Source organism: Xenorhabdus sp. IM139775 (assembly GCF_028598745.1).
GTDB lineage: Bacteria > Pseudomonadota > Gammaproteobacteria > Enterobacterales > Enterobacteriaceae > Xenorhabdus.
The window spans coordinates 45,254-65,551 of record NZ_JAQRFK010000013.1 but is presented as its reverse complement, the minus strand read 5'-3'; the positions used below and the strand labels follow the sequence as shown (position 1 = coordinate 65,551).

Genomic DNA, 20,298 nt, shown 5'->3' with positions numbered 1-20,298 from the left:
TTATTAAGCGTCCTGTATTTTCAGAGTAGATAATGGTTCCAAAGTGGATAGCCCAATCGTTGGGAGTAAATCCGAAAAATGGTCCAATACATAATTTGGGTGGCTCAATGCTATCGACTCTCCATAGTTATATCCATAGGTTAAGCCAACACAAGAGCAACCTGCGGCTTGTGCCGCCAAAATATCATTACGGGAATCACCGACAAAAAGCAATTCTTCTTTATGCAGGCCAAACATCCCCATCGTTAGATAGAGTGGTGCGGGATGAGGCTTTTTCTCTTTAACATCATCACCACCCAGCACCAATGAAAAGTATTCACTGATAGCCAATGATTCCAGCAATGGCGCAATAAAAGGGGTTGGTTTATTTGTAACAATCGCCATTGGCAAAGGGTGTTTTGCCAGTTCTGCCAAGGTTTCTTTTACCTGAGGAAACAGTTGGCTGCCTGTGGTTACGCTAGTTTCATAAAATTTATCAAACAGCTTGCGTGTTTCACGATGCAATTCGGGAGACAGCTCTACGCCTGCCCACGTTAATGCGCGTTCAACCATGACATCAGCCCCATTGCCAATCCAGACAGCAACGCGTTCTTTGCCCGCAGCAGGCAAGCCTTTGGCATTCAGGGCCTGATCCAACGCATCAGCCAGACCGCCTGCACTGTCCACCAGAGTGCCATCCAAATCAAATGCAATGGCCCGAATTCCTTTTACGACATCATGTTTCATTATGCTGCCTTCGATAATTCGCGGCGCATTTCATCAATAACCGCTTTATAATCTGGCTGACTGAAAATAGCAGAGCCAGCAACGAACATATCAGCGCCAGCCTGAGCAGCCTCGGCAATATTATTGGGTTTGATGCCGCCATCAACTTCGAGACGGATATCATATCCGCTGTCATCAATAATCTTGCGTACCTGACGCAGTTTTTTCAGTGTTTCTGGAATAAAAGACTGACCCCCGAAACCCGGGTTGACCGACATCAACAGGATCACATCTAGTTTATCCAATACGTAATCAAGATAGCTGAGAGAGGTTGCCGGATTGAAGACCAAGCCCGCTTTACAGCCATGTTCCTTGATAAGTTGTAATGTGCGATCGGTATGTTCACTCGCTTCAGGATGGAAAGTAATGTAGGTTGCACCCGCCTTGGCAAAATCAGGAATAATGCGATCAACAGGTTTTACCATGAGGTGAACATCAATGGGCGCAGTGATACCATAATCACGCAGTGCCTGACAGACCATCGGGCCAATCGTCAAATTTGGCACGTAATGGTTATCCATGACATCAAAGTGCACAACATCAGCGCCTGCTTCCAAAACCTTAGCGGTATCTTCACCTAAGCGGGCAAAATCTGCGGATAGAATGGATGGGGCAATCAGAAAGTCTTTCTTCATTGTTATCTTCTCCAATTCATTGTTTTATCCCCGTGATTTCAGGGGCTGGAAACCTCAATTACTCCTGGCAGTATAACGCCAAAATTTCATCAACTTTACTTCGGCCAAGAATATTTCTACTTATTGTCCGGCGGGCTTTAACAATGTAAAGGGAAGCCTGATAATACCATTCCCGTGTTATCGGTGTGTCATGGTTAGATATGAGCACCGGAATGCCTTTTTGAGACGAGAGATGATAGGCGGTATTCGCCAGATTTTCCTGATCGAGGAGGTTAAAATTATTTGTATGGTAGGCTGTAAAATTAGCCGTAGCCGAAAGTGGGGCATACGGGGGATCACAGTAAATCACCGACCCCTTTGAGGCATTGTTCAATGCTATTTCATAATGTTGGCAGATAAAAGTGGCTTTTTGGGACTTTTCTGCAAACCAGTAAAGCTCATCTTGTGGAAAATAAGGTTTTTTATAACGTCCAAAAGGAACGTTAAACTCACCTCGTGAATTATAGCGACAAAGACCGTTATAGCAGTGGCGGTTCAGGTAAAGAAACAGCATGCTGCGGCGAAAGGGATCTTTGCTTTTGTTGAACTCTTCTCTCAGGCGATAGAAGCTTTCAGCAGTGTTGAACTCCGGTGAGAATAATGGACGGACATGCGTAATAAATTCATCCGCACGAGATTTTACGGCATTGTACAGATTGATCAGATCGTTATTGATATCTGACAAAATGTAAGAATCATAATCGGTATTGAGAAATACCGAGCCTGCGCCAACAAATGGCTCAATCAAGCAATCGCCCTCTGGCAGATGACGTTTAATATCATCCACCAAGGGGTATTTTCCACCGGCCCATTTTAAGAAAGCGCGTTTTTTTTTCATGCCGTCAAATAGTTATTCAATAATTTCAGAGTCGCAGATTGTACTCTGTTTAGGACAGCATATCAGCGCCTAATCAAAATAGTTTTATTTTTTCAGATCTTGCTGAACTTGTTGTAGTTTTCTGACCCAAGGTTTTTTGGCCTGAACTTCTGCTGGCAGTGAGGCAATGGCTCTTTTAGCATCAGAAACAGAACCGTAATTACCGTGGATCAAGATAAACCAGGGTTTACCATCGCGTTTGGTCGCATAAACCCTGTAATTAGCAAGGTTATTTTTTTTCGCGAAAGCGGCTAAGGTATCAGAACGGCTGGCACTACTCAATTGTAGTGTGAATCGATTTGTAGCTGCTTTCAGCAGATCACCACCAGTATCAGCGATACTCTTTCTATCGGCATGATGGCTATTCGTTGTTTTGGTCGTTGTTTTGGCGTGATTATCTTCTCTGACCTGATTCTCTGTTTTCGGTTTTTCTATTTTCGGTGGTGCAACTTTTGCTGGTGCAACCTGCTCCGGTTTGTTTTGCCCAACAGGTGGCGTTACCGTCGGTTCAGTGGGATTAACCTGCGGCTGTGTCAGATTGTTTTGCACCGAATGATTAATCTGACTTTGCTGTTGATTCAAAGCATCAGTAATATCGCCGGGTAATTCTATGCGCTGGTTGTAGCCACCCGTTCCGGTTTCGGGCGGAAGATCTTTACTTGGGGTACTGCTAATGGGAGGCGGACTGATTTCACGTGGAGCGTCATGAGTTGTCGGTTCTGACGGTTTTTCTTGTTCACTGTCTGGGGGATTGGAAGAAAGTGAAGAAGAACCAGAAAGGTCGATACTCTTTTCCGCTGAATTTGAGAATTGCTGTTTTTCATGCTCGGTTGGCGATTTTAATGCAGAACTGATAGCAATAATCAGAAGCAAAAGCACCAGAATGCCAACACCGATCATCATTTGCTGGCGGGAAATTGCGAGTTTAGATTGATTGAATGGGCTTCTGGAGCGCTGAGGGTTGCGATCAGACGTATCCGGTTTTAATTCATTTTCTGTTTTTTGTTTGTTTTCTGATTTTAATTCGTCCATATACCCTCCCGACAAAGCCACCTAACAGAGATAGTACTGCCAATTGTTATTTAAGCGGTTTGGCAGACTGACCTAACTAAAACCGATAATGTTTTATTTAATAATGTAGCTGTCTTATAGCATAACAGATAGAGAATAATTCATCATATTGATGGCTGACATAGACGAATGGCATCCAATATGACTTCTTTCCCAATATCAGAACGAAGTGTCGCTTTCCCGATCGCGGTCGGCAGAACCAGATGCAGTTTTCCGGCCGACACTTTTTTGTCACGCATCATATGAGGTAAATAGACATCAGGGGACATGGCTTCAGGGCCATTCACCGGTAATTTTGCCCGCTCCAACAAGTGGATGATACGTTGGGTATCCTGTTTTGAGAAGGTACCGACCCGTTCGGATGCCCTGGCTGCCATCACCATGCCGGCAGCAACAGCTTGACCATGCAGCCAGACGCCATAACCCATTTCAGCCTCAATCGCATGCCCAAAGGTATGACCGAGGTTTAACAATGCACGCATCCCACTGCGTTCTTGCTCATCAGCCGCGACAACCAACGCTTTGAGTTCGCAGCAGCGACGGATGCAATAGGCCATGGCTTGGCTGTCAAGAGCCCGTAATTTCTCAATATTCTCTTCAAGCCAGCAAAAGAACTCGCCATCCAGAATGATGCCGTATTTAATGACTTCAGCCAGACCTGAATACAACTCTTGGGCAGGTAATGTTTTCAGACAATTGAGATCGACAATAACTGAGGCAGGCTGGTAGAAAGCGCCTATCATGTTTTTGCCGAGAGGGTGGTTGACCCCTGTTTTTCCACCGACGGAAGAGTCAACCTGAGAAAGCAGTGTGGTGGGTACTTGGATGAAACGAACGCCGCGTTGATAGCTAGCCGCGGCAAATCCCGTCATATCTCCGATTACACCACCACCAAGGGCGATAAGTGTTGTGTCACGACCATGATTATTTTCCAGTAAGGCGGAAAAAATGTCATTGAGCACAAAAAGTGATTTGTGCTGTTCACCGTCAGGCAAGATAACCTCATTTACCCGAAGATCCATTCCCTGCAATGTGGATTTCACCTGTTCAAGATACAGGGGTGCAAGCGTTTCATTGGTCACTATCATGACCTGTTGACCGGCTTGCAGGGGCTTGAACGCCTCACTGTCAGAAAATAGCCCTTCGGCTATGGTAATTGGATAGCTTCTTTCACCTAACGTAACAGTCACTTGTTCCATATCAGCTTTCGCCTTATCGTTTGCCGCTGTGCGGACGCGCTATAATCAGTTTTTTTCCAGTAGTTCAATGATTTGGTTAGCGACGACTTTGGCGCTTTGCTCATCCGTACGAATAGTCACGTCAGCAATTTCCTCATAAAGAGGATTGCGCTCATCAGCCAAATTTTCTAAAACTTCTCGTGCTGGTGCATCAACTTGAAGTAAAGGGCGTTTTTTATCGCGCTGGGTACGAGCTAACTGTTTTTCGATGGTTGTTTCTAAATAGACGACCACACCACGGGCAGACAGGCGATTGCGGGTTTCTTTTGATTTAACAGAACCCCCTCCGGTAGCCAATACGATGCCTTGTTTTTCAGTCAGTTCGTTAATTATTTTTTCTTCGCGGTCGCGGAAGCCTTCTTCGCCTTCCACATCAAATACCCAGCCCACGTCAGCTCCGGTACGTCGCTCAATTTCTTGATCAGAGTCGTAAAACTCCATATTGAGTTGCTGAGCTAACTGACGACCAATAGTGCTTTTGCCGGCACCCATAGGCCCAACCAGAAAGATATTGCGTTTCTCTGCCATGTTTTTGGTATTACTAAGACTGTTTGTTAATGATAACCCGCCCCGCCAATCAGATTAGCCACGGGACCTAAACTGAAACCTCATGAGTGAGAATGTGAGATCAGATAGGAAAATTATCTCAGCACATCAGCCTGTATTGCAACTATATAAATTTCGCACGAACTTGAAACACTGAGTTCATGCTTTTGCTGACCGATTGAGAACCTATTGTATCTATCTTCCATCTTTCAAATCGCGGCTGTGCTGCAATTTGCAATTTATTGGATATAGGCTCCTGCTTGTGATGTTAGATCTGCTCACTCAATTAGGTAATCCTTGTATGCTAAATTACTCTCAGCGTCAAATCCATAAACAGGCCAGACCAAGAAAAACCGTGGGTGATTTGACAGAAAAAATATCATTTTCATCAATAATCATTTGATTTAGTGCAATATTTTTTTATTTTGATTAAATGTCAGTCAGTTGAGGTGTAATAAAGATTACCAGCTCCCTTCGGCTATGTTGCTCTCCTTTTTGGTTAAATAATGATCCCAGCAGGGGAAGGTCTGACAGGTAAGGAACTTTTTGTAAACTGGTGGTTTTTTTCTGTTGAAAGATCCCGCCAAGGATCAGCGTTTCCCCATTTCTAATCGTCACTTGGGTGATGATCTCTTGTTTATCGATGGCCAGATTTTCATTTCCTCCTTGGTTGATGGGAAAACCGGGGGCATTTTGACTGATTTTCAGCGCAAGCCGGATTTTCCCCTGCCTCAAAATATGGGGAGTCACCTCCATACCCAATACCGCCTCTTTAAATTGAACGGTTGTTTTGTCCTTATCCTGAACAATATAAGGAATATCAGAACCTTGCTTGATGCTGGCGGTCTGTTGGTGTGAGGCTGTTAGCCGTGGGCTGGCAATAATATCAAGCTGACTTTCCTGTTCTAATGCGCTCAGTTCCAGCTCCAGCAAGTTTGCGTGAATGCGGGCGGTATTCAGCACCAATCTGTGGCGCTGGTTGCCGGCAGGTTGATGTAGATTTAAGCGGTTTAATCCCAGTGATTGATGATGTGGATCGGCGTTCACTCCCCAGTGAATCCCCAATTCATGCAGGGCTTCCTTGCTGCTGGTAACGATATGGGCCGTAATCTGCACTTGTTGCTGCGGAGTATCAACTTCTTTCAGCCAGTTTTTGATACGGGTAATGGCATCAAATTTATCTTCCAGAATTAGGCTGTTGGTTAAGGGATCGTGTTCAACTTTTCCCCATTTTGTCAGTAGTGCGGGATGATTTTTCTGCAATTGTTCTGCTATTTGCCCTGCATCGGCATATTGCAGGGTAATTGCCTGATATTCGATCTCTTGTTCTTGCTCATTTTGCGCTGTGGGAGAAAATTCCGTTGCGTATTCTATCGGGTCTTTGGGAGGCTGGAACGGATCTCTTATCGGCATTTCGAAATCCATGTCTTTTCCGGTAACGTTTTCTTCGGTAACCGTTTCTTCGGCAAAACCCCATAGAGGTAATAAAAGGAGTAAGAGACAGATTAGGCGTGTCAAAAGGTGGCGGTTCATGGTTTCTCCTTATCGGCAGGATCAGGCAGTGAAATCGTGGGCAAGGCCGTCTCTGACAAATCGGGTAAAGTGACATCTGAAAAAACCATGCGAACCGTCAGGTTGTTGTCGGCAGGTATATCAGTAGGCGTAATAGCGATGTGCTTAATCAGTAACGGGGGTTGTAGTTTTTGAATTTCACTTAAGAAATGGAGAAATTGGCCGTAATTGAGTGACAATACGATATGCCAGAAAACCTGTTCATTTTCTTTGAGGCTTTTCCACTCCATGAGCTGGCTGCCTGAGTCGATCAGTGGCATATGCAGGCGTTTGAGGATAGGCGTATTTTGAGCAGGGACATTTTCTGAGGAGGCATTCTTTAGTGACAGGTCACTGTTTTGAGCAAGGTTTGCTGCCATGCGCTGAATCTGTTGCTGAGTTTCAGGCAGGGATGGCAGTTCAGCAAGCTTCTGCTGAAAGAGTATCGCATGGTGTTGTTGTTGCTTAATATTATTCTGGAGGACGTGAATTTCATGCCGATTTTTCTGCCAGACCAAAAAGTAAAACCCCAACAGCAGTGAAATGATGAGTAATTGTTGCAAGACAAGCTGTTGCCAGACGGGCCGATAAAACCATTCAAGGTAATTATTTTTCATCAGGCTCTCCTATCAACCAATTGGCATCAATGGTGGAAACCTTGAAATCATCTTCCGTCGTGATCATTTTTTTCAGTTGCACATTGATAAGCGAAGTGTCGTCAGTCAGGTTATCCAACAAATCGGAGATATCGGTGTAGTTCTGACTACGCGCCGTAAAAATTAATTGCCCGCTGTCGTCACTAAATGCAGTCAGCCAACTGTTTTCTGGTAACAAATGGGGAAGCTGGCGAAATAGTTGTAAATATCGTTGATTCTGTTCCATGAATATTCGTTTTTTCCGTAATCGTTGTGACAATTGGTGATGATGTTGCACCACTTGATCTGCTGTACTGATCGCTTGTTGTAATTGAGCCGATTGGTAAGTCATCTCCGTCAATTGTCCGCGATATTGCTTAATCTGGTTGGTTTGTCGCGTGGAAGTGAACACTAATACGGTTACCCACAATATCAGTTGTAAGCAAAGCAGTGTCCCCCACATTCGATACCGGCGTTTCAGCTTTTTCTGCCGCCAGGGTAAGAAGTTGACCTGATACATCACTGATCACTCGGCCTGAGCGCCAAACCTGCGGCAATGATGAACGCATTCATTTTGTCGGGTAGTGGGGGATGATAATGGCGAAACGCCATCAAGAGTTGCCAAATATCAGCCGATATTGTTGATACTGATGCCGCTTTGATGGATGTCGGTTGCCCTTCATCACTGTAATAAATGGCATAACCTTCTGTTTCTGGCGTCATGGGGAGTTGATTGATGACCCCAACCAGATGGAGCGCCGGTTGTGCAGCTAGCAAGCCATAGCTGAAAGGCCGGCTGGCGGGGGCGACCCATAGCCAGTCTGTCATACGTTTGTGAATCAACCAACTGTCGTCAGGCACGCCCGAAAGTTTGGCTGCATAACGCAGTGCACAAGGGGCAATATCAATGGCATCAAGGGATAAGTTGATCTCTGAGAACAGATTCAGCCAGAGATTAAGATCTTTTTGACGGGTTGCGCTGATGCAAATCTGCTGACCATGCACACGATAATCCAGCGCCAGATCGCTGACAGGAAATTGTTTTTCAGCATTGGCGTGCACAAACCAGCCAAGTTCCGGCTCCTGCAAGGCCGTATGGTCAGGTAAGGCGATTTGTTTCTGCAAAGTGTGTTGAACGGGCAGGGCGAACCTTAGACTAAGGTGCTTGGGTAATATTTTTCGCCACCGCCTTAAAATGTGGAGTAGTTTTTCAGGATCTTGTAGCCGTCCTCCTGAAATAACCCCGATGGGTAAGTGATATTGCCAGCAATGCCGAAGTTGCCAACCGTCACGGCGTTTAATGGCGGCCAGGGCGAAAATGTCATGATCTTGGACATCCAGTCCGATATACCATTTGGGCGGATACATGTCGCGATCTCCTTATCTACTGTCAATTCAACGAAAAATTAACTCGCCGAAAACATAAAGTTAACGAAAAACAAATGAAAAGTTGCTATACATGAACGGGGTATTGGTAAAGGTGATATCTATCGTGTTGTACAGCCCTTATACTAATCCCTTTATACTAGCCTTTTATACTACGTACTGATCGTTTATAAACTGCCCGATTAACATGGCGTGAGAAATTTCAGGTGAAGTTCATAAAGTATTTTTTGATCCTTATTGTTGTTTGCATTTTATTGGGAGTCGCCTCGATTTTTGGTTTGTACAAATATATCGAGCCACAGCTTCCTGATGTTGCGACCTTAAAGGATGTCCGACTACAAACACCGATGCAGGTGTTCAGTGCTGATGGCGAATTGATCGCCCAATATGGTGAAAAACGTCGTTTACCCCTTACCTTGGCAGAAATACCGCCTCTCATGGTGCAAGCCTTTATTGCTACGGAAGATAGCCGTTTTTATGAACATCATGGTGTTGATCCCATCGGGGTTATCCGTGCTGCTTCTGTGGTCATCACGTCTGGTCATGCTTCTCAGGGGGCAAGTACCATCACTCAGCAGCTTGCGAGAAACTTTTTTCTCGGCCGCGAGAAGACATTGGTACGTAAAGCGAAAGAAGCATTTCTGGCGATTAAAATCGAGCAAATGTTAACTAAGGATGAAATCCTTGAGTTATATCTCAACAAGATCTATCTCGGTTATCGTGCTTATGGGGTTGGCGCTGCGGCTCATGTCTATTTTGGCAAGAACATCAATGAGTTGACATTGAGTGAGATGGCCATGATTGCTGGTTTACCGAAAGCGCCTTCAACGTTTAACCCGCTTTATTCTTATGACAGGGCGGTCAACCGCCGCAATGTGGTATTGGGGCGGATGTTGGAAGAGGGGTATATCACCCGGCGTCAGTATGACGAAGCCAGGAAAGAAAAACTGGTTTCCCGTTACCACGCGCCACAAATTGCTTTCTCTGCACCTTATCTGACGGAAATGGCTCGTCAGGAAATGATTAATCGTTATGGTGAAAATGCCTATACAGAAGGTTATAAGGTCTATACCACGATCACACGCAAAGCTCAGTTAGCGGCGGTTGATGCGGTTCGTAGCAATGTGATTGACTATGATGTTCGTCACGGTTATCGCGGCCCTCAGGAAGTGTTATGGAAAGCAAACCAGCCAGCATGGGGTCAGGCGCAGATTATCGATAAGCTGAAAACCTTGCCCAAATACGGTTCTCTGGTGCCGGTTGTTGTGACGAAATCCAATGCTAATCAGGCACAAGTGATGCTGGTGGATGGCAGTCAAGTTGAGTTGACGATGGCCGGCGTTCGTTGGGCGCGCCCATTCAAAACCGACAGCCTGCAAGGGACGGCGCCACGTAGCGTCGGTGAAGTCATTCGGGCAGGCGAACAAATCTGGATCAGGAAAGTCAATGATACTTGGTGGCTGGCCCAACTTCCCGAAGTGAATGCGGCGCTGGTTTCCCTCAATCCGATCAACGGTGCGATCGACGCGTTGGTCGGTGGATTTGATTTTGAACTGAGCGAATTTAACCGTGTGACACAATCATTGCGTCAGGTCGGTTCCAATATCAAGCCATTCCTGTATACCGCCGCAATGGATAAGGGGCTGACGTTAGCCTCATTGCTGAATGATGCACCAATCAGCCGTTGGGATGCCGGAGCCGGGACGGATTGGCGTCCTAAAAACTCACCACCGACTTACGATGGCCCCATTCGCTTGCGTCAGGGATTAGGACAATCCAAAAACGTCGTGATGGTGCGTGCCATGCGTGCGATGGGCGTTGATTACGCCGCTGATTACTTGAAGCGTTTTGGTTTGCCGGGTGAAAACGTGGTGCGCACAGAATCTTTGGCGCTGGGATCGCCTTCATTTACCCCGTTACAGTTAGTACGCGGCTATGCAGTCATGGCAAACGGGGGTTATTTGGTTGATCCTTACTTCATCAGCAAGATTGAAAATGACGAAGGGAAAGTGCTGTTTGAAGCGAAACCTAAAATTGCTTGCCCGCAATGTGAAAACATTCCGGTGATTTATGGTGAAACCGCCCGTTCCATCGAATTGTCTGAAGATTCCATTGAAAACGTGTCGCATTCTGACGTTCCGCAAAATATGGCCTTGCCGCCGCAACCGGAGTTAGAGAGTGTATCGGGAAATGTGAATGCGGAAGACCAACAGTATGCTCCTCACGTTATCAGTACACCGCTGGCGTTCCTGATCCATGATGCCTTGAATACCAATGTCTTTGGTGAGCCGGGTTGGATGGGGACGGGGTGGCGGGCTGCCCGTGACTTAAAGCGTCGTGATATTGGCGGCAAAACCGGGACGACCAACAGCTCAAAAGATGCATGGTTCTCCGGCTATGGCCCGGATATGGTGGCAACGGCCTGGATTGGTTTCGATGAGCACAGCAGAAGTCTGGGGCGCACTCCGGTATTAAAAGGTGAAGGTGGTGCGAAAACGGCTCAACCCATTTGGGATGATTTTATGAAAGTTGCGCTGGAAAGTGTTCCTGTGAAAACCATGGAACCCCCTGCCGGCATTGTTTCTGTCACGATTGATCGGGCAACGGGCAGGTTATCTGACGGTGGCAGCTATACCCGCAAAGAGTATTTCATTGATGGCACTCAGCCGACGGAGTATGCCGTACCCGATGTGGGAACGACAGTCACTGAGAATGGTGAAAGTCATGAATTATTCTGATTGATGTTCCGGTCGTCAATATCACTCACAATGAAAGATAAAAAGGCCTTGTCGGGCAGGGCGAGAGCGCGAACGTTTTTTGACCTTAATTTGTATGTAGCATAATCAATTATAGGGTGAATATCACTCAATTCGGTCTTGTTAAAGTATCAATCAGTATTTTATTTGCACGGATCGTTCAAAAAACAGGCTTTCATGCTCTCGCCCTGCCTTGTCGGGAAACCGGCGAGGTCTTTTGTTATTTAATAAGAGGATATGATTATAATGCGAATTAATTTTAAGAATATAGTTAAATGGTTTATTTATTATTTTTAATAAACAAAATTATTTTTCATCAATATCATTAAAATTATTACACGGATAAAATTAAACCTTACTCTATTTAAGTGATTATTTTTGAACGCCGTATTTCACTTAAAACAGGTATAAAATGGGTATTGAAATATCAATTTTATACCTGTTTTAAAGAATGAAACGATTAACGCTCCCCATTATTTGTTTGCTTGCAGGTATCGTTGGGCAAAAAATAGCGCACTGACATTTCTGGCTTCATTAAAATCGGGATGCGCCAATAATGACATCATGTCAGAGACAGGCCATCGTTTCTGCACAAGCGGCTCAGGTTCATCGCCTTTCAGCCATTCTGGATAAAGATCATGAGCAATCATGATATTCATCTTGCTGGAAAAATAGGACGGTGCCATCGTTAATTTTGCCAGCAGCTCCAATTTTCCTGCACCGAAGCCAATTTCTTCCTTCAATTCACGATTGGCAGCGTCAAAGATGCTCTCACCAGCATCAATAGCACCTTTTGGGAAACCTAATTCGTATTGTTCAATACCCACCGCATATTCGTGAATAAGCACTAATTCATCCCCGATAATTGGAATAATTAAAACTGCTTCACGATTTGCCGGTTTCATTCGTTCATAAACGCGTTTTACACCATTGCTGAATTCAAGATCAACCGATTGAATATTGAATAAGCGTGAGTGGGCAACGTCATTTATATTCAGTATCTTAGGTTTTTTTAGATCAATCATGCTTGCCCCTGATGGTTGTTATGTGCCGGATAATTGAAAACAATAATGCGACCATTCACTTAAATATTACTGTATATTTTAAGTGTTATAACGAAATGGATACCGTCCCCACGCTTTGCTTTAATATGGCCGATTATGTTAGTAAATGATAGCGATTATCGCTTGAATGTATTTTTGTTGCTATCTTACCCTTGCAAAAAGTCTTTATTTTATGGAAAGGTATGAGAAAAATTATATAACCTTTTGTAAATAAAATTAAAATAGAAGGCAAGAATAGGAATAGCCTGATTCTGTGTGTTTCATGAGATTGTTATTCTGCTGAACTCTGTACTGCTGTCGTGAGCGTGGGGAAAAAATGAGCTCATTGGTCATTATATTGGCTATATTTATCATTAGCCTGATTATAATGGCCTCCTTTCTGATTTTCAGATGGAGGCGGCTTGATAACGCGCGTTATCTACAGTCGATGACGAAAACGGTCTGCCGTAAATTGAATACCGACGAATATCAAGCCATAGAATCTTATTTGCACAATGCCCGTCTGCTGATGAAGCCGGATAGGCACCGGGCGGGTTATTCGGTGCTGCCTGTTAAACCGGGTGATGTTTATACCACCACTCACCCCATTACCCGTTTTTCTTCCGCTACGGATGGTGTGCACCATTGGCGCTATTATCTTGGTGAAACGGAAATACATTTGCCCGTGTTGCTTGAGCCATTTATCAAGCAGCAGAATACGATTGAAATTGTTCAAACCGCATCAATGCCGCTTGTTATCGCGGTTAATGGCCGCTTTCTGAAAGATTATCAGCAAGATTTGTACATCACGAGAGTCGCGGCAAAAACCGAGCAGGCTTCCATTCAAAAAAACGGCAATTCGAGTGCTAACTTACTGTATGTCCGCAAGGAAACCTTAGAAGAATATCGCCTGCGGAAATCAACGGGCATTCAGGAAAGTATTCTAATGTGTGCGGGTTTATCGCTGTGGTTTGTGGCCCTTTTCGTGCCCATGCCAATATTGCCGTGGTTAATGTTGGCGGCGTTCCTGTTTATTCTCGGGAGCTGCTGGCTGCATGTTCGACTGCCACCGGGCCGAAAATTAGCCAACATCCATTGCTTTAATGGCATTCCCAAACGATGGGGCGTATTTAGCGAGTTTGAGCCGGAGCAAAAAAAGAATATCTCTCTGGGCGGCATTGATCTGGTTTATCCCGTACATTGGGGGCCTTATATTTCCCATTATCTTGATCAGAATACCGATATCGACATGTACACTAACTGCCATGTTGTGCGGCAGGGGCGCTTCCTCTCTTTACATGAAGAAGAAAAGCACTATGCTTATCAGCGTAGCAGGAAGAATGTGATATTGGTGGTTTTCTCTGTACTTATCATGCTGTTGCTTTATTTTTACCAACCCGTGAATTTATCCCTACGGCTGAGTTTTGCTTGGTTATATGGCAGTAATACCAAAGTCATTACCAGTTTCAATGAACTAAAAAATATGCCGTTGAAAGAAGGGGATGTGTTAAAGGTGAAAGGTGTTGGGATGTGTTATGTTCCGCCTAATATCATGCCCAAAGCCAACATTACTATATTTGCGCCCTTTGATTGTGTGGGTATCTATTGGAATAGTGAAATTCCATTACCCATGCTGGAGTCGGAAGTTGTCGAAAATGCGACATCGCTGCTTAAAACCGTTAGTGAGCAATTACATCCCGTTGAACGTAAAATTAATCCCAGTCTGAATGACGCGATTGCTCAATCGGGCATGACCCTGCTCGACAATTTTTCACAAATCATTTTGAAAACCCAAAAGTTGTGCCAGAACGATGTGGATTGTGACCGTTTGAAAAATGCGCTGGTCAATTTGGGCAATGCCAAAAACTGGGATAAATTGTTGAAAGATGCAGCAAGCGGAAAGCTGGCTGGAAATAAAGTGTTATTGCGTTCTATCAGTGCCGATGCGTTGGAAAAGCTGGTTGATAGCACGACGGCATCATTTATCTATCGGGAGATCGATAGGATGGTTATTCTGATCAACAGTCCATCCCCGGGAGGCGTCTTACTGCTGAGTGATGAGGGAAAGACATTAGTTGAATACCCGATGCGGACACAATATATCTATGAACACTCTGCCTTAGACCGATGGCGGGAATTACAGGGGCTCTTGGAATTGTTGATGAAGACCCCCTTCGAAACCGAGGGGATTGTGACAAAATTGTCAGAAGATCCCAATGGGACGCGTCATATCATATTGCATCGTGAGCCGGATTCCACGTCTGTCATTCGTTATCTGGGAAGTTGCCTGCTGGGGGCAATCTTGTCGGCAATGTTGATCATCAACCTCGTATTGATTATCAAGAAAAAGCAGAGAAACCAGCGGCGTCTTCAACATATCACGCAATACTACGATAACTGTTTCAATGCGCCACCGCCGCCAATGGATTGGCGATAATCCAGCAGGCTGTGTTACCCTCAGCCCGTTTTTTGCCAGCACCGATTAAACATGTGAATGAGATCATTGGGAGAAATATCCATGCAGAATTCAGACACTAATCAGGCGATTCGTCTTGATAAATGGTTGTGGGCTGCCCGTTTTTATAAAACCCGTTCCATTGCGCGTGAAATGATTGAAGGGGGGAAAGTCCATTATAATGGGCAGCGGAGTAGGCCGAGTAAGCTGGTTGAGTTGAATGCGCAAATCAAACTGCGTCAGGGGAATGATGAAAAAACAGTCACCGTCTTGGCATTGAGCAGTCACAGGCGGAGTGCCACCGAAGCCCAGCAGCTTTATCAAGAGACGGCAGAAAGTATTACCAATCGGGAAAAAATGGCCTTGGCGCGTAAAATGAATGCGCTCACCATGCCGCATCCCAATCGTCGTCCAGATAAAAAAGAACGGCGTACATTAATAAAATTCAAGAACACAAAATTAAATGAGTCGGAAGAGATTTATGATCAAACATGACCAATTACACCGCTTTTTATTTGCAAGCCATTCTGTCAGGGGGGAACTCGTTTCCGTGAGTGAAACTTACCAACGGATGCTGGAGAATCACCATTTTCCTCAACCCGTACAGCAGCTATTGGGTGAATTGTTGGTCGCAACCAGCCTGTTGACCGCCACATTGAAATTCAATGGCGATATCACGGTACAGATTCAGGGTGACGGGCCGGTCAAACTGGCGGTCATTAATGGCAATAACCTGCAACAGATGCGCGGCACGGCTCGCATTGATGGCGAAGTGAATGCCGCAAGCAGCCTGCATGACATGATCGGCAAGGGGTATATGGTCATCACCGTGACACCAACAGAAGGCGAGCGTTATCAGGGTGTTGTGGCACTGGAAGGTCATACCTTGGCAGAGTGTCTGGATGTGTACTTCAGACAGTCAGAACAGTTACCCACCCGTCTGTTTATTCGTACTGGGATGCAGGATGGCAAACTGGCAGCAGGCGGTATGTTGTTGCAGATTTTGCCGGGAGCGCAGGAAAGCAGCGAAAATACGCTTGATCATTTGGTGCAACTGACTGCAACCATCAAGGGAGAAGAGCTGTTTACGCTGGATGCGAAAGAAATTTTGCATCGCCTTTATCATGAAGAAGATGTCACGCTGTATGAACCCCAGCCAGTCGAATTCCGTTGCACCTGTTCCCATCAACGTTGTGCTGACACGCTGGTGATACTACCGGAAGCGGATATTCAGGACATTTTGCACAACGATGGCAAAATCGACATGGAATGCGAATTCTGTGGTATGCACTATATTTTCAATGAGAAAGATATCAGCGAGATAAAGGCGGCAAAAAAAGCGCATTGACACTGATTAAGCGGCTGCATTGCCTGTCGGGTTGCACATAGTGGCACCAATTGTTAAATCATGAGTTCGCATGGGGCGTTACTGACGCCCTGTTTATTCTGAGTTATTCCCCCTATTTCGTGTTCTGCGTCTCATATAACCTTAAAAAAAGCAATAAAATTCCAATTTTTTGATAACAATCGCGGTTAATTAGTCATAATTATTTATTATCCCCCGCAGAGAGAAAGTATAACTGACCAGGAGCAACAAATGAGCGTGACAGGCATTACTGAGCAGGAACTTGCGGTTTATGGTATTCGCGGTGTGAGTGAAATTGTTTATAACCCAAGTTATGAATTGTTATTCTCTGAAGAAACTCAATCCTCACTACAAGGCTATGAGCGTGGCACATTGACTGACCTTGGTGCTGTCGCCGTCGATACGGGGATTTTCACGGGGCGCTCCCCGAAAGATAAATATATTGTCCGCGATGATGTCTCCCGCGATACCGTATGGTGGGCTGATCAGGGCAAAGGCAAGAACGACAATAAACCGCTCAGTCAGGAAACCTGGTCTCATCTTAAGGGTCTGGTGACTCAGCAGCTTTCAGGCAAACGTTTGTTTGTGGTTGATGCTTTCTGTGGCGCTAATGCGGATACTCGTCTGAAAGTGCGTTTTATTACTGAAGTGGCGTGGCAGGCACATTTTGTGAAAAATATGTTTATCCGCCCGTCAGATGAAGAGTTAGCTGGCTTCACGCCGGATTTTATTGTGATGAACGGGGCCAAATGCACGAACCCACAATGGAAAGCGCAGGGGCTGAATTCTGAAAACTTTGTTGCTTTTAACCTGACAGAGCGCATGCAGTTGATCGGGGGAACTTGGTACGGTGGTGAAATGAAAAAAGGGATGTTCTCAATGATGAACTACCTGTTGCCACTGAAAGGGATTGCTTCTATGCACTGTTCCGCCAACGTGGGTGAAGAGGGGGATGTCGCTATTTTCTTCGGTCTTTCTGGAACCGGGAAAACCACGCTTTCCACCGATCCGAAACGTAAGTTGATCGGTGATGACGAACATGGCTGGGACGATGACGGCGTGTTTAACTTTGAAGGCGGTTGCTACGCGAAAACCATCAATCTTTCCAAAGAGGCGGAACCGGATATCTATCACGCTATTCGCTGTGATGCGCTGCTGGAGAATGTCACGGTACGGGCGGATGGTACGGTTGACTTCAATGATGGCGGCAAAACAGAAAATACCCGTGTGTCTTATCCGATTTACCACATTGAAAACATCGTTAAGCCGGTATCCAAAGCAGGGCACGCGACTAAAGTCATTTTCCTGACTGCCGATGCTTTCGGTGTCTTGCCACCGGTATCCCGCTTAACCCCGGAACAGACCCAATATCATTTCCTGTCTGGCTTCACGGCGAAATTAGCCGGCACTGAACGCGGTGTAACAGAACCCACACCCACGTTCTCTGCTTGCTTCGGGGCGGCATTCCTGTCACTGCATCCGACGCAATATGCGCAAGTTCTGGTTAAGCGCATGCAGTCATCCGGAGCGAAAGCCTATCTGGTCAATACGGGCTGGAACGGCACAGGCAAACGTATCTCCATCAAAGATACCCGTGCAATTATCGATGCGATCCTCAATGGAGACATTGAAGATGCGGATACCATTCAACTGCCGATTTTTGATTTGGCTGTACCGACCACGTTGCCGGGCGTAGAGACGAACATTTTAGATCCGCGCAATACCTATGCCGATAAATCCGAATGGGATGTGAAAGCAAAAGATTTGGCACAGCGCTTTATTGATAACTTCGATAAATATACGGATACTGCGGCGGGCGCGGCATTAGTGAAAGCGGGTCCTAAACGGTAATGTAACTTTTCCATGCAAGAACGCTATTTCACTGAATAGCGTTCTTTCTCAATGCCTATTCTGCAATACCCGAAGCCCGTGATACAAAAACCACGATTAGTTAGAGGGTAAGCTGCTGGGCGGTAAGTCGAACAGTAAGATCTCACTTTCTTGGCTTGCAGCTAAGTGGAGATGGGATTCATCCCGGATAGCGATCCCATCGCTGGTGGTAGCTTGTATTCCATTAATCATCACTTCACCACGAACGACCTGAATCCAGATGTTTCGCGTTTTTTCCATCTGATATTCACCCTGTTCGCCATTTTTCAATGTCCAACGCCATAATGTCATATCCTGAAAAACTTTCAGGGAGCCGGAACGGGCATCAGGAGAGAGAACCAATTGACGCCCTTCGGGAGTATTAAAGCGGTGTTGTTCATAGCGGGGAGTGAGTCCCGTTTTTTCCGGCATGATCCAGATCTGGTAAAGATGTAATGGCTTATCATGCTGTGGGTTATATTCTGAGTGACGGATACCCGTGCCTGCACTCATAATCTGGTATTCTCCGGCAGACACTTGCCCTTTGTTCCCCTGACTATCCTGATGTTCGACTGTTCCAGACAGCACATAGGTCAAGATTTCCATATCCTTGTGCGGGTGCATACCGAAGCCTTGACCCGCGTCAATCACATCTTCGTTAATCACCCTGAGTGCAGAAAATCCCATGAAATTTGCATCATAATAGTCAGCGAACGAAAAAGTGTGCCAACTGTCCAGCCAGCCGTGATTAGCGTGACCGCGTTCTGAAGCCCGACGTAAGTAGATCATCTTCAAAATCCCTCAATGTTTTTTGGTAGTCTAGTTGAAGGACTGAAATATAAAAGGTTGAAAATTTAATCTTAGGATTCAAAATATTTGAATGAAATGTATTGGGTAAAGGCGATTAAAACAAATCAGGGCAAGGATGAAAAGCCCCCACATTAAACCTGCCGCAGTGGTTGTATGCCCGCTGGCGAAAAACAATAATGCAATAGCCGAGCCGGCCATTTTTAGTGCGCCTTGTAAAGCACTCCCGGTTCCGGACAGTTCAGGATGCCCGTGTAAGCTGATCCCAAGTAATAGCGGGGAAGAAAGTCCACATCCGAGTCCCACCGTAAAACTATAAATAGTGATAAATGCAATTGATAATATCTGTGTGAAATAAAGCGAAATGAGCGCTACTGCGGTAAAGAAAAGTAATAACGGAAGCGAAACTTTAAGAATTTTTTCAGGGGCAGCGTGTGACAGCCATTTTTTTGTCAGTAATGAGCCTATTACAATCCCGGCAGAATAGATCATAAACAGATATCCATTCTGGGATGCGGATAAATCAAACTGTGTCTGAAAGACGAAAGGACTGGCAGTAAAATAGCCAATGGTAATAGCAAACAAAACGGCAGAGACAACACTGTATGCAACGAAATTAACGTCAGATAACAGAATTCGAAAACCGGTTATCCTACCACTACCTGTTGATTTCACCGGCGATGTTTCTGGCAACGTCATCTTCACAAAAAATAGGCCTATCAGCATCATGATGGCGAGCGCGATAAAATTAAATTTCCAGGGCAGATACTGTGTGATATATCCGCCAATAACCGGCGAAACTTGTGATGCCATCGAAAAAACAGCCAATGATTTGGATAATTCTGTCTTATCACGGAAAGTATCACTGAGTATCGCTCTGCTGATAACCGGGCACCCGCCAGCGCCAATCCCCGTCAGCAGTCGGAATAACGACAGCGTGTGAAATGATTCGGCCATCGAGGTCAAATAATTACCAACGGCGGCAAATAATAAGGAAAATAAAATAACAGGGATACGCCCATGCTTATCGGAAAGGGGGCCATAAAATAGCTGAGACACAGCAAAACCCAATAGATAATAAACGACAAGACCTTGTGCTTGATTATTCGTTATTGCGAGTGCGGATGTTATGGCAGGTAGCGCCGGATTATAGAGATCGATGGAAAATAATCCCAATACGAGAATAACGCACGAATTAATGATGATTGATTTTGATTGCATTGATGGATTAAGTGAATTCTGTAGGTTTTCTCATTATG

Annotated in this window: 18 protein-coding genes; 5 read left to right on the top strand and 13 right to left on the bottom strand. The window is 45.3% G+C overall.

The features are described 5' to 3' along the window. Window positions 1-3: 3 nt before the first annotated feature. From PSI17_RS04940 to pilM, 10 genes are all read right to left on the bottom strand, one after another. Window positions 4-726, bottom strand: a complete 723-nt coding sequence (locus PSI17_RS04940) for a phosphoglycolate phosphatase (protein ID WP_273550903.1) — start codon at window positions 724-726, stop codon at window positions 4-6. Next, on the bottom strand, window positions 726-1,400 hold the full coding sequence (gene rpe / locus PSI17_RS04935) for a ribulose-phosphate 3-epimerase (RefSeq protein ID WP_273550902.1): 675 nt from the start codon (window positions 1,398-1,400) through the stop codon (window positions 726-728). Before rpe ends, PSI17_RS04940 begins: the two co-directional genes overlap by 1 nt. Window positions 1,401-1,458: 58 nt before the next feature. Next, on the bottom strand, window positions 1,459-2,277 hold the full coding sequence (gene dam, locus PSI17_RS04930; RefSeq protein ID WP_273550901.1) for an adenine-specific DNA-methyltransferase: 819 nt from the start codon (window positions 2,275-2,277) through the stop codon (window positions 1,459-1,461). A gap of 84 nt (window positions 2,278-2,361) precedes the next feature. After that, window positions 2,362-3,348: an SPOR domain-containing protein gene (locus tag PSI17_RS04925; RefSeq protein WP_273550900.1), complete on the bottom strand. Its 987-nt coding sequence runs from the start codon at window positions 3,346-3,348 to the stop codon at window positions 2,362-2,364. 143 nt (window positions 3,349-3,491) lie between these two features. After that, window positions 3,492-4,586: a 3-dehydroquinate synthase gene (gene aroB, locus PSI17_RS04920; RefSeq protein ID WP_273550899.1), complete on the bottom strand. Its 1,095-nt coding sequence runs from the start codon at window positions 4,584-4,586 to the stop codon at window positions 3,492-3,494. A gap of 45 nt (window positions 4,587-4,631) precedes the next feature. Beyond that, a complete protein-coding gene (gene aroK, locus PSI17_RS04915; RefSeq protein WP_038237472.1) occupies window positions 4,632-5,153 on the bottom strand; it encodes a shikimate kinase AroK in 522 nt (173 codons plus the stop codon). 447 nt (window positions 5,154-5,600) lie between these two features. After that, window positions 5,601-6,704, bottom strand: a complete 1,104-nt coding sequence (gene pilQ / locus PSI17_RS04910) for a type IV pilus secretin PilQ (RefSeq protein ID WP_273550898.1) — start codon at window positions 6,702-6,704, stop codon at window positions 5,601-5,603. After that, a complete protein-coding gene (locus PSI17_RS04905; protein ID WP_273550897.1) occupies window positions 6,701-7,339 on the bottom strand; it encodes a hypothetical protein in 639 nt (212 codons plus the stop codon). Before PSI17_RS04905 ends, pilQ begins: the two co-directional genes overlap by 4 nt. Further along, window positions 7,329-7,877: a PilN domain-containing protein gene (locus tag PSI17_RS04900; protein WP_273550896.1), complete on the bottom strand. Its 549-nt coding sequence runs from the start codon at window positions 7,875-7,877 to the stop codon at window positions 7,329-7,331. The genes PSI17_RS04905 and PSI17_RS04900 overlap by 11 nt, the downstream gene beginning before the upstream one ends. Continuing rightward, window positions 7,877-8,725 (bottom strand): pilus assembly protein PilM, encoded by an 849-nt coding sequence (pilM, locus tag PSI17_RS04895; protein ID WP_273550895.1) that lies wholly within the window; start codon window positions 8,723-8,725, stop codon window positions 7,877-7,879. The genes PSI17_RS04900 and pilM overlap by 1 nt, the downstream gene beginning before the upstream one ends. A 224-nt stretch (window positions 8,726-8,949) precedes the next feature. Between pilM and mrcA the strand changes: the two genes are divergently transcribed. Further along, window positions 8,950-11,481 carry a peptidoglycan glycosyltransferase/peptidoglycan DD-transpeptidase MrcA gene (gene mrcA / locus PSI17_RS04890; RefSeq protein WP_273550894.1) on the top strand — a complete coding sequence of 844 codons (2,532 nt, stop codon included), beginning with the start codon at window positions 8,950-8,952 and terminating at the stop codon, window positions 11,479-11,481. 491 nt (window positions 11,482-11,972) lie between these two features. Here mrcA and nudE read toward each other — a convergent pair whose 3' ends face one another. Next, a complete protein-coding gene (nudE, locus tag PSI17_RS04885; protein WP_273550893.1) occupies window positions 11,973-12,524 on the bottom strand; it encodes an ADP compounds hydrolase NudE in 552 nt (183 codons plus the stop codon). 355 nt (window positions 12,525-12,879) lie between these two features. Between nudE and PSI17_RS04880 the strand changes: the two genes are divergently transcribed. The 4 genes from PSI17_RS04880 (at window position 12,880) to pckA (ending at window position 18,214) form a co-directional block, all read left to right on the top strand. Continuing rightward, window positions 12,880-14,979 (top strand): IgaA/UmoB family intracellular growth attenuator, encoded by a 2,100-nt coding sequence (locus PSI17_RS04880; RefSeq protein ID WP_273550892.1) that lies wholly within the window; start codon window positions 12,880-12,882, stop codon window positions 14,977-14,979. An 81-nt stretch (window positions 14,980-15,060) separates the two neighbouring features. Continuing rightward, window positions 15,061-15,492 (top strand): ribosome-associated heat shock protein Hsp15, encoded by a 432-nt coding sequence (gene hslR / locus PSI17_RS04875; RefSeq protein ID WP_273550891.1) that lies wholly within the window; start codon window positions 15,061-15,063, stop codon window positions 15,490-15,492. Continuing rightward, entirely contained in the window at window positions 15,479-16,345 is an 867-nt protein-coding gene (hslO, locus tag PSI17_RS04870) for an Hsp33 family molecular chaperone HslO (protein ID WP_273550890.1), read from the top strand. The genes hslR and hslO overlap by 14 nt, the downstream gene beginning before the upstream one ends. Before the next feature lie 249 nt (window positions 16,346-16,594). Then, a complete protein-coding gene (gene pckA, locus PSI17_RS04865; protein ID WP_273550889.1) occupies window positions 16,595-18,214 on the top strand; it encodes a phosphoenolpyruvate carboxykinase (ATP) in 1,620 nt (539 codons plus the stop codon). A gap of 96 nt (window positions 18,215-18,310) precedes the next feature. On the opposite strand, the gene PSI17_RS04860 is transcribed toward pckA, so the two are convergent. Together PSI17_RS04860 and PSI17_RS04855 are read right to left on the bottom strand one after the other, a co-directional pair. Continuing rightward, a complete protein-coding gene (locus tag PSI17_RS04860; RefSeq protein ID WP_273550888.1) occupies window positions 18,311-19,021 on the bottom strand; it encodes a pirin family protein in 711 nt (236 codons plus the stop codon). 78 nt (window positions 19,022-19,099) lie between these two features. Next, complete coding sequence (locus PSI17_RS04855; protein ID WP_273550887.1) at window positions 19,100-20,260, bottom strand: MFS transporter; 1,161 nt, start codon at window positions 20,258-20,260, stop codon at window positions 19,100-19,102. Window positions 20,261-20,298: the final 38 nt, after the last annotated feature.

Bases quoted from the DNA above. Each gene is read 5' to 3' on its own strand.
- hslO (WP_273550890.1), top strand. From the start codon at position 15,479: ATGATCAAACATGACCAATTACACCGCTTTTTATTTGCAAGCCATTCT.
- PSI17_RS04880 (WP_273550892.1), top strand. From the start codon at position 12,880: ATGAGCTCATTGGTCATTATATTGGCTATATTTATCATTAGCCTGATT.
- pilQ (WP_273550898.1), bottom strand. From the start codon at position 6,704: ATGAACCGCCACCTTTTGACACGCCTAATCTGTCTCTTACTCCTTTTA.
- hslR (WP_273550891.1), top strand. From the start codon at position 15,061: ATGCAGAATTCAGACACTAATCAGGCGATTCGTCTTGATAAATGGTTG.
- PSI17_RS04905 (WP_273550897.1), bottom strand. From the start codon at position 7,339: ATGAAAAATAATTACCTTGAATGGTTTTATCGGCCCGTCTGGCAACAG.
- rpe (WP_273550902.1), bottom strand. From the start codon at position 1,400: ATGAAGAAAGACTTTCTGATTGCCCCATCCATTCTATCCGCAGATTTT.
- aroB (WP_273550899.1), bottom strand. From the start codon at position 4,586: ATGGAACAAGTGACTGTTACGTTAGGTGAAAGAAGCTATCCAATTACC.
- PSI17_RS04940 (WP_273550903.1), bottom strand. From the start codon at position 726: ATGAAACATGATGTCGTAAAAGGAATTCGGGCCATTGCATTTGATTTG.
- PSI17_RS04855 (WP_273550887.1), bottom strand. From the start codon at position 20,260: ATGCAATCAAAATCAATCATCATTAATTCGTGCGTTATTCTCGTATTG.
- PSI17_RS04860 (WP_273550888.1), bottom strand. From the start codon at position 19,021: ATGATCTACTTACGTCGGGCTTCAGAACGCGGTCACGCTAATCACGGC.
- dam (WP_273550901.1), bottom strand. From the start codon at position 2,277: ATGAAAAAAAAACGCGCTTTCTTAAAATGGGCCGGTGGAAAATACCCC.
- PSI17_RS04900 (WP_273550896.1), bottom strand. From the start codon at position 7,877: ATGTATCAGGTCAACTTCTTACCCTGGCGGCAGAAAAAGCTGAAACGC.
- pckA (WP_273550889.1), top strand. From the start codon at position 16,595: ATGAGCGTGACAGGCATTACTGAGCAGGAACTTGCGGTTTATGGTATT.
- nudE (WP_273550893.1), bottom strand. From the start codon at position 12,524: ATGATTGATCTAAAAAAACCTAAGATACTGAATATAAATGACGTTGCC.
- PSI17_RS04925 (WP_273550900.1), bottom strand. From the start codon at position 3,348: ATGGACGAATTAAAATCAGAAAACAAACAAAAAACAGAAAATGAATTA.
- pilM (WP_273550895.1), bottom strand. From the start codon at position 8,725: ATGTATCCGCCCAAATGGTATATCGGACTGGATGTCCAAGATCATGAC.
- aroK (WP_038237472.1), bottom strand. From the start codon at position 5,153: ATGGCAGAGAAACGCAATATCTTTCTGGTTGGGCCTATGGGTGCCGGC.